This window comes from Pseudovibrio denitrificans JCM 12308 (genome assembly GCF_001310815.1).
GTDB lineage: Bacteria > Pseudomonadota > Alphaproteobacteria > Rhizobiales > Stappiaceae > Pseudovibrio > Pseudovibrio denitrificans.
Genome location: NZ_BAZK01000018.1, coordinates 61415 through 73949, shown reverse-complemented (window position 1 = coordinate 73949; position 12535 = coordinate 61415). Strand labels below are relative to the sequence as shown.

At 52.2% G+C, this 12535-nt stretch carries 14 protein-coding genes and 3 pseudogenes; 11 read left to right on the top strand and 6 right to left on the bottom strand.

Going from position 1 to position 12535, the window contains the following annotated elements; translation table 11 throughout:
- Positions 1 to 19 precede the first annotated feature (19 nt).
- From JCM12308_RS20675 to JCM12308_RS20645, 8 genes and pseudogenes are all read left to right on the top strand, one after another.
- A pseudogene (locus JCM12308_RS20675) lies at positions 20 to 481 on the top strand (HAD family hydrolase); the annotation flags it as partial.
- Positions 482 to 534: 53 nt separating this feature from the next.
- Positions 535 to 708 carry an HAD family hydrolase gene (locus tag JCM12308_RS31760; protein WP_306303369.1) on the top strand — a complete coding sequence of 58 codons (174 nt, stop codon included), beginning with the start codon at positions 535 to 537 and terminating at the stop codon, positions 706 to 708.
- Positions 709 to 825: 117 nt separating this feature from the next.
- Positions 826 to 1452 carry a thymidine kinase gene (locus JCM12308_RS20670; RefSeq protein ID WP_054784931.1) on the top strand — a complete coding sequence of 209 codons (627 nt, stop codon included), beginning with the start codon at positions 826 to 828 and terminating at the stop codon, positions 1450 to 1452.
- 35 nt (positions 1453 to 1487) lie between these two features.
- Positions 1488 to 1769: an HlyU family transcriptional regulator gene (locus JCM12308_RS20665; protein ID WP_054784930.1), complete on the top strand. Its 282-nt coding sequence runs from the start codon at positions 1488 to 1490 to the stop codon at positions 1767 to 1769.
- A gap of 117 nt (positions 1770 to 1886) precedes the next feature.
- Positions 1887 to 2459, top strand: coding sequence for a CDP-diacylglycerol--glycerol-3-phosphate 3-phosphatidyltransferase (gene pgsA, locus JCM12308_RS20660; RefSeq protein ID WP_008547678.1), 573 nt, complete (start codon positions 1887 to 1889; stop codon positions 2457 to 2459).
- Between the two features lie 60 nt (positions 2460 to 2519).
- Complete coding sequence (gene moaD / locus JCM12308_RS20655; RefSeq protein WP_054784929.1) at positions 2520 to 2771, top strand: molybdopterin converting factor subunit 1; 252 nt, start codon at positions 2520 to 2522, stop codon at positions 2769 to 2771.
- Between the two features lie 49 nt (positions 2772 to 2820).
- Positions 2821 to 3296 (top strand): annotated as a pseudogene (locus JCM12308_RS20650) (molybdenum cofactor biosynthesis protein MoaE).
- A gap of 160 nt (positions 3297 to 3456) precedes the next feature.
- The gene (locus tag JCM12308_RS20645) at positions 3457 to 4716 is read left to right on the top strand and encodes a multidrug effflux MFS transporter (RefSeq protein ID WP_054784928.1); all 1260 of its coding nucleotides are present in this window, start codon (positions 3457 to 3459) and stop codon (positions 4714 to 4716) included.
- A gap of 60 nt (positions 4717 to 4776) precedes the next feature.
- Here the strand turns inward: JCM12308_RS20645 and JCM12308_RS20640 are convergent.
- Positions 4777 to 5675, bottom strand: a pseudogene (locus tag JCM12308_RS20640) (branched-chain amino acid aminotransferase).
- A gap of 319 nt (positions 5676 to 5994) precedes the next feature.
- Here JCM12308_RS20640 and JCM12308_RS20635 point away from each other — a divergent pair.
- From JCM12308_RS20635 to JCM12308_RS20625, 3 genes are all read left to right on the top strand, one after another.
- Positions 5995 to 6471, top strand: coding sequence for a MarR family winged helix-turn-helix transcriptional regulator (locus JCM12308_RS20635; protein ID WP_008548140.1), 477 nt, complete (start codon positions 5995 to 5997; stop codon positions 6469 to 6471).
- 9 nt (positions 6472 to 6480) lie between these two features.
- Positions 6481 to 7182: a response regulator gene (locus JCM12308_RS20630; protein ID WP_008547432.1), complete on the top strand. Its 702-nt coding sequence runs from the start codon at positions 6481 to 6483 to the stop codon at positions 7180 to 7182.
- 109 nt (positions 7183 to 7291) lie between these two features.
- Positions 7292 to 8608: an ATP-binding protein gene (locus JCM12308_RS20625; RefSeq protein WP_054784927.1), complete on the top strand. Its 1317-nt coding sequence runs from the start codon at positions 7292 to 7294 to the stop codon at positions 8606 to 8608.
- Between the two features lie 564 nt (positions 8609 to 9172).
- Here the strand turns inward: JCM12308_RS20625 and JCM12308_RS20620 are convergent.
- From JCM12308_RS20620 to JCM12308_RS20600, 5 genes are all read right to left on the bottom strand, one after another.
- Entirely contained in the window at positions 9173 to 9529 is a 357-nt protein-coding gene (locus JCM12308_RS20620) for a tRNA-binding protein (RefSeq protein WP_008547588.1), read from the bottom strand.
- A 36-nt stretch (positions 9530 to 9565) separates the two neighbouring features.
- A complete protein-coding gene (locus JCM12308_RS20615) occupies positions 9566 to 10258 on the bottom strand; it encodes a hypothetical protein (protein WP_054784926.1) in 693 nt (230 codons plus the stop codon).
- A gap of 273 nt (positions 10259 to 10531) precedes the next feature.
- Positions 10532 to 11353 (bottom strand): pyrroline-5-carboxylate reductase, encoded by an 822-nt coding sequence (gene proC, locus JCM12308_RS20610; RefSeq protein ID WP_054784925.1) that lies wholly within the window; start codon positions 11351 to 11353, stop codon positions 10532 to 10534.
- Positions 11350 to 11850 carry a type III secretion system chaperone family protein gene (locus JCM12308_RS20605; protein ID WP_008547464.1) on the bottom strand — a complete coding sequence of 167 codons (501 nt, stop codon included), beginning with the start codon at positions 11848 to 11850 and terminating at the stop codon, positions 11350 to 11352. Before JCM12308_RS20605 ends, proC begins: the two co-directional genes overlap by 4 nt.
- 295 nt (positions 11851 to 12145) lie before the next feature.
- Positions 12146 to 12430 carry an accessory factor UbiK family protein gene (locus JCM12308_RS20600; RefSeq protein WP_054784924.1) on the bottom strand — a complete coding sequence of 95 codons (285 nt, stop codon included), beginning with the start codon at positions 12428 to 12430 and terminating at the stop codon, positions 12146 to 12148.
- Positions 12431 to 12535 lie beyond the last annotated feature (105 nt).

The following is a 12535-nucleotide window of genomic DNA, read 5'->3' as shown; positions in this document are numbered from 1 at the left end:
ATCCGGAGGGAAAATTGGAATGCCACGAGAATTGCTCATATCGTTCGACGCAGACCAAACCCTCTTTGACTTTCAACGCATTCTCGATGAAGCCCTGATCACCACTGCAAGTTTTCTCAGTCATTATTCAGAAAAGCCCATCACGCCCAGGCGCTTGAAGAGAATACACAAGGCTTTTGTAGAAGACGCAGATCCCAACAATATCCGATTGTTAGAAATACGAAGAGCCTCATTTGAACAAGCCCTTAATCCACTGAGCAATGCTAAGGAATTATCCGAGCAGGCATTGGAGATCTTCAAAAGAGTCCGATTTGGTGATCCCTACTTCTATCCCCATGTCAAAGAAACACTCGCGACACTAAAGCGAAACTACAAAACAGCGTTGATCACCAACGGTAACTCTTGCCCCAAAAGCGCAGGGATCGCCCACCTCTTCGACTTCGTGGTGATGGCAGAAGAATATCCCTACAGAAAACCAGATCCCCGCCTCTTTGATGCCATGCTCTCAATGGCAGGTATGAGCCCGACAAACTCATTCATGTCGGAGATTCTCTGGAACACGACATCGCAGGTGCAAACAATATCGGCGCCACATCCGTCTGGTTTAATCCTCTTCATCACGACAACAGCTCTCCTGTCCTGCCAGATCATTCCATCGCCTGCATGAGAGAATTACCTAGTTTGGTAGCTGGATACGCCTCCCGCTGAAAGTTTGCCACTGAACCTTGTGAGTAACCTCCCATGGTTCTGGCCTCACTCGCGAATCCATGTATGAAGACCTAATCAGATTGAACGCGATGAGGCGCTCTGCGCCGCGAAGGGCCAATGGCAAAACTATATTTCAATTTCTCCGCAATGAATGCTGGTAAGTCCACTCTGCTGCTGCAGGCCTCCTACAACTATCAGGAACGTGGCATGCGCAGCCTGCTGTTCACAGCAGCGCTCGACAACCGCACCAAAGTCGGAGAAATCTCGTCGCGTATTGGCCTCAAATCAGACGCTCTGATCTACGACACCGAACTCGATCTGTTCGCCTGCATCGAAGAGCAGCTCAAAGAGCAGCAAATCAACGCCGTCTTTATCGACGAAGCGCAGTTCTTAACAGAAGATCAAGTCTGGCAGCTCGCCCGTGTGGCTGATCACCTCCGCATTCCTGTGATGGCATATGGCCTTAGAACCGATTTCCAGGGCAAGATGTTCCCAGGCAGTGCCGCGCTTCTTGCAATCGCCGACATCCTTCGCGAAGTCAGAACCATCTGCTGGTGCGGCTCTAAGGCAACCATGGTGGCACGTATGGATGAGAGCGGCAACATTGTTGAAGAAGGCGATCAGGTTGTCATCGGCGGTGAGGAATCCTACATCTCGCTCTGCAGAAAACATTGGTCCATGCGCAAACTTGGCGAGCAACTGAAAACAAGGATGCGCTCGCTGACATCCTGTGCGAACCTGTAGACCACTGAAACCACGTTTAGTCTGGGAGAACTACCATGGGCTTTTTCTCACGTCTGTTTGGCGGCAACAAAGACGAAAACTCGGCTCCATCTGCAAAAGCAGAAGAGTTCGAGGGTTATCTGATTTACTCTGAGCCATCCCGCCGTGGTGGTCAGTGGCAAACCGCAGGTCGCATCACCAAGCAATTTGGTGAAGAGACTAAAGAGCATGTCTTCATCCGCGCAGACACGCATGCATCTGAAGATGAAGCAAAAGAGTTCTCTTCGCGCAAGGCAAAGCAGATCATTAAGGAAATGGGTGACGGGATGTTTACATAATCCCACATACTCCCCCAAAGTCCTGCACAAATACGCGGGCCACAATTGACAGGACCCGCTTGGATGTGCACACCCTGAGTATGAGCGCTTGTTAGCCGCGTAAACTTGAAGGTCCATATGTCCCGTAAGCTTATATTTTCGCTTCCAAATATTCTTACTTACGGCCGCATTGCTGCTGTGCCAGCTCTGGCTGTGTGTTTCTATTTCCCGACCCACACTGCACGTTGGATTGCATTAGGTATCTTCTTCGTAGCTGCCATCACGGATTTCTTTGACGGATACCTCGCCAGAATTTGGCAGCAACAATCCGCCCTGGGACGCATGCTCGATCCGATTGCTGACAAACTTCTTGTTTCAGTTTGCCTCCTTATGTTGGCGTGGGATCAGACAATCGGAAACTGGTCCATCTTTGCAGCGATCATTATTCTCTGTCGAGAAATCCTTGTTTCCGGCTTGCGTGAGTTCCTTGCTGAGCTTCGTGTTTCAGTGCCCGTGACCAAACTGGCTAAATGGAAAACCACGGTCCAGCTCATTGCACTTGGCTTTCTGTTGGCAGGCCAGGCAGGGGACGTCATCTTCCCGTACACCACTTCAACCGGCATCGTGCTACTTTGGGTCGCAGCGATTTTGACCCTATATACGGGCTATGACTACTTCCGCGCTGGAATTGGCCATCTGATTGAAGACTAATTCCTGTAAAAGACGAGGCTTCCACTCAAAGGAAGCTATAAAAGACCGGGGCTCAATCTCATGAAAATTCGTTACTTCGCTTGGCTGCGTGAACGTACTGGAACCTCCGAGGAAACCATTGAGCTTCCGGAAAACGTCGAAACAACTGGTGAGTTGATGAGTTGGCTTGCAGCTCGCGATGAAGGCTATGCCTTCGCGTTTGAGCAGCCAGAAACCATTCGTATTGCCGTTGACCAGGAACACGTAGAGGAAGACCACGTTCTGACTGGAACGGAAGAGGTTGCATTCTTCCCGCCAATGACAGGCGGTTGAGGAACACTTCGCCTTCTTCTTCCAGCAATTCCGAAAGTCTGCGAATACCATGGCAAACAGCACCACAGAGTATACAGTCCGCGTTCAGGCTGAGGATTTCGATGTTCTGACAGAGACCGAAATCCTCACCAAAGGCCGCAAGGATGTTGGCGCAATCGTCACATTTACAGGCCTTTGCCGTGATGAAGGCGGCACACTCGAAGCCCTCGAGCTAGAGCACTACCCGGGGATGGCTGAGGCTCAGATCTCCAAGTTTGCGCAGCAAGCCGTGGAGCGCTGGCCAATCACCGGCCTCACCATCATTCACCGCTTTGGCAAAATCCTCCGGGTGAGAACATCGTGTTGGTCATTGCAACCAGCCCACACCGCCGTGCAGCATTTGAAGCCGCCGACTTCCTGATGGACTTCCTGAAAACGCAGGCTCCCTTCTGGAAGAAGGAACATCTTAAAGATGCTTCTGAAGGAACCTGGGTTGAAGCCAAAGCAGCAGATGATGCAGATGCCGCCCGCTGGAATGAAGAATAAGCCAAATAACTTCAGCATCTCACAAACATGCATCACGCAACAATGGACTGGCACCTGCCTTGACATAGCCATGTTTGCCAGTTCAAATAGAAGCTAATTTAAGTTTATTAGGTCGCAATCGTGGCCTCTTACCTTTTTGCACCCAACAAACAGGTCTCTGATGTCTGCAGTTTCTGATCTGCAGCATGAGCGAGTACCTCATCCTGGGCTTTCCTTATGGGAAATTGTCAGCCTTGTTGCAGCGCTTATGGCGCTGAACGCGGTTGCGACGTCTATGATGCTTCCGGCTCTCCCAGCCATGAGCGAAGCATTGTCTGTCGCTGACAATGATCGCCAATTGGTGATCACGGCCTACATGATTGGTCTTGCTTGTGCTTCCCTCTTTTTCGGTCCGCTCTCGGATACGATTGGTCGAAGAACCACGCTTTTGATCGGCCTTAGCCTTTACATCATAGGCGGAGTGTACTCGACCTTTGCCATGAGCTACGAGCACATGCTCGCTGCCCGTGCGCTCCAGGGTGTTGGCGCGGCAGCCCCAAGGGTTGCCTCTATCTCCATGATCAGAGACTGGTACAGTGGCCGTCAGATGGGCAAGGTGATGTCCCTCGTCATGGTCGCCTTTCAGATTGCACCTGTCATAGCCCCATTCCTAGGTCAGGTCGTGCTGTGGTTTGCACCATGGCAGGGTGTATTTGCAGCTCTGACCATGTTCGGTGTCCTCCTTCTGGTGTGGTGCCTTATGCGCCTGCCAGAGAGCCTTGATCCTGTAAATCAACGTCCGCTGAAAGCCCGATCAATCCTGAGCGCTTATCGTCTCGCCCTGACCACCCGCGTTACCGTTGGCTACATGATGGCAATGACCTTCGTCTTTGCCTGCCTGTTTGCGTTCATCAACTCAGCGCAACAAGTCTTCATGGAACGCTTTGCTCTCGCTGATTTGTTCCCGATTGTCTTCGCTGCAATTTCCATCGCTATGGCCCTTTCCTCCTACCTCAACTCTCAAATGGTGGAGAACTATGGCTTGCGGAAAATGTCTCACATGGCTCTGCTGGGCTTTACAGCCACCTCTCTGTTGACTGCAGCAATTGCTTACAGCGGTACACTGACCATCGTGTCGTTCATCGCTATTCAGTCGCTGGCCATGTTCTTCTTCGGCTTCATCGGCCCGAACTTCAACACGATGGCCATGGAACCACTGGGACGCGTTGCAGGCGCTGGCTCTGCCATGATTGGCTTCATCACCACCCTGATCGGAGCGTTGCTCGGCGCAGGCATTGGCAAACTCTACGATGGGACCGAGCTACCACTCGTCTATGGCGTGGCCCTCTTCTCAATCCTTGGACTGATCTGCGTTCTGATAACGGAGAACGGGAAACTCTTCAGACCACAACACGAGCAACCTCAGCTCGCAACCAAGTAAAACGAAAAAGCCCGCCGCTCCAACCGAGCCGCGGGCTTTAAAATTTCTGAGCTTCAGAGCTTAGCTTGCGACAAGCAGCTCTTCTTTAGCTGGTTGAACGGCAGCCATGTAATCCTCGATCATCAGCTTGGTGATGTCACCCGGAACGAAGCTGTAAGGGCCGATTTCAGAAACCGGTGTAACCTCAGCAGCAGAACCAGTCAGGAAACACTGTTCAAAGCCTTCCATCTCTTCAGGCATGATGCGGCGCTCGATCACTTCGATACCGCGAGCACGCGCCAGATCGATTACGGTACGGCGTGTGATGCCATCCAGGAAGCAATCCGCGATTGGCGTATGGATCGCACCGTCTTTGATGAAGAAGACGTTTGCACCAGTCGCTTCAGCAACACGGCCCTGCCAGTCCAGCATCAAAGCATCGGAATACCCCTTTGCTTCCGCCGCATGCTTGGAAATAGTGCAGATCATGTAAAGGCCAGCAGCCTTGGACTTGAACGGCGCGGTCTTAGGATCAGGGCGACGATACTCCGCCATGTCCAGACGGATGCCTTTCAAACGCTCTTCAGGAGAGAAGTAGCTTGGCCATTCCCAGGCAGCAATCGCCAGATGGATGGTGTTCGCCTGCGCTGAAATACCCATCATCTCGCTACCACGCCATGCAACTGGGCGCAGATAGCGTCGGTCAGGTTGTTCTCAACCAGCATCTGCTTACAGGCATCGTTGATTTGCTCTTCAGTCCACGGAATGGTGAAACCCAGAACTTCAGCAGATGCATGCAGACGTTTGGTGTGCTCTTCCAGCTTGAAGATCTCGCCGCCATACGCACGCTGACCTTCGAACACACTGCTTCCGTAGTGCAAGCCATGTGTAAGCACATGCACTTGGGCCTCTGACCAAGGAATGATTTTTCCATCCAACCAGATTGAGCCTTCCAGCTGATCAAAGGGTATACCCGCCATTTCTCTTCTCCATATGGCGAACAATTCACGGTGCAGGCAAAGCAAGGCCTTGCCAGTCAAGGTGTGTTCTAGCTAAATCAATGAGTTCTTAAAGGATAGGTATAACGACCAGCCGCATTACAACTGCAGATGTTCAATATCTATCCACGATGTAAAACCGATGAAGAAATTAATTTTTCAACTATTGCGCACACAGCGCATGTTGAGTTCTTTCCTTTCTTCAGCGATGAGTAACTTGTAACTATCATTCTGAAATAAGTCAACATAGCTGACGTATTTTTTATAAGATTAAAAAATAGGCAGTTATCCGGGACAGGAAATGAACAAAAAAGACAGCGATTCACCACGGTTTGACCTTATTGAACTGTTTTTCTTCGCTTATCGCGACTTTACGGGTGATCCGGATGTGCTTCTTGATGAACTGGGTTTTGGCCGTGCCCATCACCGTGTTCTCCATTTTGTGCACAGAAACCCGGGAATCAGAGTCTCCGACTTGCTCGATATTTTGAAGATTACAAAGCAAAGTCTGGGACGCGTTTTGAAACAGTTGGTGGATGAAGACTTCATTTGTCAGGAACCCGGAGCGTTGGACCGCCGCCAGCGCCTGCTTTATACCACTGAAAAGGGTACGGAATTTTGTGCCCAGCTGTCCAAACTTCAGTCGCAGCGTATTAATAAGGCGATCTCCCTGATGCCCGACGGCAGTGATGAGATTGTCCGACAGTTTTTATATCTTATGATCGATGAGAACGATCGCAGCGAAGTTGCCCGTCTCATTGGCAAACAAACAGATTGAGGAATTACCGTGGCCCGCTCTGCTCTTCTGGAAGATGATGCACCTCACATTCTCCTGATTGATGACGACAGTCGTATCCGTGACCTCCTCAACAGATTCCTCGGGGAAAACGGCTTCCGCGTCACCGTCGCCAAAGACGCAGAAGAAGCACGCCGCAGATTATCTGGTCTGGAGTTCGACCTCCTCATTCTCGACGTCATGATGCCGGGCGAAAGCGGTATTGAGCTCGCCAAAGACCTGCGCCGCTCCAAAGCTGTCCCGATCCTCATGCTCACTGCCCGCTCTGAGATCGAAGATCGCATCGAAGGTCTGGAAGCTGGCGTCGATGATTACGTCTCCAAACCCTTCGAACCACGCGAACTCCTCCTAAGAATTTCCGCCATCCTCCGTCGGGGTGGCCCCAAACCAAAAATGAAGCTGGAAGTCCTCTCTTTCGGTCCGTTCCAATACAACGCCGAACGCGGTGAACTGAAGCGTAATGACGAACACGTCCGCCTGACTGACCGCGAAAAACAGATCCTCAACACCTTTGCAGAGAAGCCAGGACAAACTGTAGCACGAACTGATCTGGTGGGAGCAGATGCCTCCCTCGGTGAACGCACAATTGATGTTCAGGTAAACCGCTTAAGAAGAAAGATTGAGGAAGATCCCGGCAATCCCTTGTACCTGCAAACTGTGCGTGGGATAGGTTATCGGCTTATTACCAACTAGCTGTCATAGTAACAGCCAGCAGACACGCAAACAGTGAGAGGACTATGGCTTATCAGACCGGTTCAAACTCCCACAATGGGTCAGAACGCTATTAACGCCCTACTTCGCGGTGACAAGCTGGCTGCACTACCGCCTTCCCAAAGGCCTGTATGTCCGCGCCCTTCTGATCATCGTCATCCCTTTCCTGATCCTGCAATCGGTCCTCGCTTTCGTTTTCATGGAGCGCCACTACGACCTCGTGACCAAGCGCTTGTCTGAAGCAGTGGTCCGACAGATTGCAGCTGTCGTCGATATGGCGGAGACCTATAATCACGACGACAATTACGCGACACTAAAGCAAATCAGTGCTTCAGCACTGGGCTTGTCTGTGACAGTGCTCCCTAAAGAGCCACTTCCACCACCAAAACCAAAGCCTCTCTTTGATTTGGTGGACCGCTACATGACCCGGGAAATTGCAGCGCGCATCGGTAAGCCTTTCTGGATCGATACTGTCGGTGCAGCCAAATACGTTGAGATCCGCATTCAGCTGGAAGACAAGACCCTTCGCATCATTGCGCGGCGCAGCCAGACCTATGCCTCCAACTCGCACATCTTCATCGTGTGGATGGTGGCCACGTCCCTTGTGCTGATCATCATTGCTGTGCTGTTCCTCCGAAATCAGATCCGGCCCATCGAGCAACTGGCCGATGCGGCGGAGGAGTTTGGTAAAGGCCGGCAGGTCTCCAACTTCCGTCCGCATGGTGCACGAGAAGTCCGCCGGGCAGCGCTTGCGTTCATCGATATGCGCCGCAGGATTGAGCGCCATGTGGATCAGCGCACCACCATGCTCGCTGGTGTGAGCCATGATCTGCGCACCATTCTCACCCGCTTCCGCTTGCAGCTCGCACTGCTGCCTCAATCGCCTGAAGCTGATGCACTGCGCAAAGACGTGGATGAGATGAATCGGATGCTGGAGGACTATCTGTCCTTCTCCAAGGGCTACGGCGACGAGCCCCCTGCCCCAGTCGACATCTCGCTCATGCTGGAAGATCTGGAGGTTGAGGCTGAAGTTGTTGGGGCGGATGTATCTTCATCCTTCGACGGCGATCCACTCGTTATCGTCAAAGGCCGTGCGTTCCGGCGCTGTCTGCTGAACGTCATCTCCAACGCAGCCCGATACGGCAAGACGCTGCGCATCAAGGGCAACCGAACCCCGGATTGGCTGATCATTACAGTCGATGATGATGGACCTGGCATCCCGCGGGAAGAGCGTGAAAACGTCTTCCGTCCGTTCCATAGACTGGATACGGCCCGCAATCAGGACAGCGGTGGCTCAGGTCTGGGCCTTGCCATTGCGCGGGATATCGTCAGAAGCCACGGCGGTGAAATCTTCCTTCGCCAGTCCCCTCTGGGCGGCCTGCGCGTGCGCATTCGCATCCCGATCTAACCAACAATAAGCAAGCAGACATGCCAATAGCACTGCATGGCATCCCATGCAGTGGTGAAGCTGGAGTTCCCGAGTTAATCGGGGAGAGCAAGGCGGCAGGCAATACCTGCGCTACTTATTGAAACTAATTCTTCGGCATTGGCTACTCGCCTTGCCCGGGCTTTCTTGGGATGAACAACGTCGCCTCTTTTGCCTATAAGGCACGATAGCCGGTTTCCCGGAAAGACAGTGGCTTATTCAGTCAGGTTTCCCTGCCCAAACAGTTCCTCCGTCTCTGACAGACACATCAGCAAAAGCAGGTTCCCCTGCCGGTGCATCAACACCCGTCACCGCGTGATACCCTATATTCCTGGGCCCTTCCCTTCAAACCATGCGGCCACGTTTGAAGTTCGGTTCACCGGACCACCGAAAGTTGCGTTACTTCTTCCGATAGCCCCGCCCAGCCTACGACACACTGACGGTCGCTCCGCCAGCAGCCCGTTACGTAGGCATGGGTTTAGATTACGGGAGAAATCCAGCAGGGGGATAAGTTTTCATCTCCCTGCCCGAACAACCACATAAGGGTCAGTGCATCCGCCCGCCATTTGGCACCTTGCTGTCAGGATGCAGCAGAACAATATCGCCATTCTCATCAGCCAACCCAAGGGTCAGAACCTCAGACATGAAAGGCCCGATCTGGCGTGGTGGGAAATTCACGACAGCAACCACCTGACGACCAATCAGTGTCTCAGGTGTGTAATGCGCAGTGATCTGCGCAGACGTCTTTTTGACGCCAATGTCATCACCAAAATCAATCTTCAGCTTGTACGCAGGCTTACGTGCCTCTGGAAAATCAACTGCTTCAATAACGGTGCCAACACGCACATCCACATTCAAAAAATCATCAATGCCGATGGTTTTAGTAGTTTCTTTTTGGTCCATATTCTTCTCAATAACTTAAATTAGACGCCAACCGCATCAGGGGCTGGCTTCAGCCCCACCATTTGCAGTAGCTGATGGAGGTGTGCTCTGGCCTTTTGGGCGCAGCGGCCTCTGACACAAACGGCCCAGCCCTTCAATAAAGGGTGCCGCCACTTTCTCGACCCGGCAAGCACGGCCCATCCACTTTTCGCCATTTGCCAACATATCATCAACGGCGACCATAACTTTAGGATGTCCGGGCGCATCATCTTCCAGCCACACCCGCACCAACCGCTCAAAGCCCAGCGCCAACGCATTCGACATACCCACATTGCGCAAGCCAAACTCTTCAATACCGGCAGCCACCAGCATCCACTTCATGGAGCGTGTCACCAGCTTATGCATGTGCATAGCCAGAGCGGGATCCTTAACAACTGTTCTGCGTAGATTTCGGATGGCTTCTCTGTGTGGCTCCATGAGGTCCAGACGACACATCAGCACATCAAACAGGCGGTCCCGAGGGGTCTCATCCATGAGATCAGGGTCCCGCTCTTTCAAAACCTTCTGATCGATCTCCCGCATAAAGGCAGCAAGCAGGTCCAGTTTGCCATTACAGCACGCACGCACCACTTCAATCTTGACACCCGCATTGTCCGCGATCGCCGCATAGGTGATTTCTTCAATCCGGTGCGTCTCCAGCAGCTCAATGAAACTCGCGACGACTTTCTGATGGGTCTTCTCAGTAGGCATGGCACGCTCCTGTATGGCCAACACTCTGAAGCGCATTCCGTTAGATTGGCCAGGACCAACCGCAGAGAACCCGCTTCATTAAAGAAGTTAGAGTGCGGGGCGTGAATGTAAATGAACGCAACGTGCTCCAACTACGCATCAACACTTAATCATACACACAGGAACACCCCACGTACAAAGAAAAAGCCTCAGTCTAGTAACCGAGGCTTTACGTCAATATCGAGTAATTTTGAAACCTGCCGGAAGCGATCTTCCAGCACCGCCAAAGCTGCCTTAATCAGCAAGTTCTGTTGCACGGTGCGCTGCCTTCGCAACCGCATCGCTCATCAGGTTGGTCAGGGCATCATCCCCCATCAGCACAGAAAGCGCTGCAGCTGTTGTGCCGCCCGGCGAGGTTACGTTCTTACGCAAAACATCCGCATCCTCAGAGGATTGGTGTAGCAGCTCACCAGAACCAGATACTGTCCCTCTTGCGAGCGCTTCCGCAAGTTCCGCAGTCAGGCCCAAACGCTGTCCTGCTGCGCTCATCGCTTCAACCAGATGGAACACGTAGGCAGGACCAGAACCACTCACAGCCGTTGCCAGATCAATCTGCTCTTCAGCTTCCACCCAGTAAAACACGCCGATGGATTCCAGCAGAGAACTCATCAGTGCCTTCTGCGTGTCCTGAACTTCATCAGAGGCATAACCAGCCGTCACACCACGGCCCACCTGCGAAGGTGTATTTGGAATAACGCGAACCACCGGCTGTCCGGCACCAAAGTTGTCTTTAAACCGCTTGATGGTCGTACCGGCAGCCACCGAAAGCACCACGCTCTGCGCATCTGCCAGACCTTTAAGCGTCGGCAGCACGTCTTCCATCATTTGTGGCTTGATAGCGAGCAGAAGCACACCGCCAACAACACCGTCAGGCACGCTTTTGTGCCAGACCAGATCATGTGCCTGAATGGTTTCAATCGTCTCGGCAGGTGGGTTCGGGTCAACAACAACCACATGTTCTGGTGCCATACCCTGCTTCATCCAGCCGGACAGCATGGCACCACCCATTTTACCTGCTCCAATCAGAACAAGCGGACGTTCATTCGTTAATTTCATGCATCACCGGCAGTTTCAAACATCACTGTTTCCATCGCTTCCTGAGCGGTCTTGCCTGCCCAGACGACAAACTGGAATGCCTGATAGTACCGTTCGCATGAATCCAGAGAATTGGAAAAAAGGACTTCAATCTGAGAAGAATTGGCTTCTGCACCACCAGCCAAAAGCAAAGACTGACGGAAAATAACAACACCTTCGCGGCCCCAGATATCAAAGTGGCCCATCCATTGCTGCTCGTTGATCAACGCAAGCAGGCGGACAATCTCATCTTTGCGGGGAGCTGGGACTTTCAGGTCGAATGCGCTTGCCATATGCAGCGCTTCCAACTCTTCCATCCACGAGAAGGTTACGTGATAGTCGCACCAAGTCCCTGTAACCGAAATGGAAATTTCATCATCACCAAGTCGTTCAAAGGACCAGTCGTTACCGGTTGCAAGGTTTTCGATCGTATCAACCGGATTCAGGGGGCGTTCCGTGCCGAACTCAATAAGGCTCATTTCCGGTCCTCTTTCCGTTTGAGGAATGGTTTATCTACCCACTCCGGACGGACGCGGGTTGAGTGATCATGGACCAGACACTTACGTGCTCTTTAGATAGAAGCATGCGCTACAAAGGAAGTTCCACCAAGAAGGTTTCACGGGAACTATTGATGCAACACATCGAATCCCTTTTTTTGCCAATATACCGATAGACTTGGACATTCCCCTATAGGGGGAACAGACAGTTCATTGCGAAAATTGTGGACGACTCAAAGCCGCCCACAGCATATTCACATGTAATTTTCAGCGGGCATTATGCCTTGTCTTCAGGGGCAGCTTTTTCGTCCTGATCCGCAAGGCGCTTTTCCAGAGCTGCAAGGCGCTCTTCCAGCTTTTCTACGTCATCCAGTGCCTTGATCGCCATGTCTTTGACTGTGTCAAACTCATCGCGGGACACCAGATCCATATCCGACATGAAACGCTCGATCTGTGCTCGGAATGCGGTTTCGACTTCCCGCTTGGCACCCTGTGCAACACCAGCTGCATCGGTCATCAGCTTAGCAAACTCGTCGAACATGCGATTAGGAGACTGGCTCATGGCGTCCTCTTAAAATTTATCTCTCTCAAACAAGTATTGGTCTGGCCCGCCACTTTCAAGCGTTGAGAGCTGTTTTGCGCCCAGAACCCTAAAGAACCTGTCAGT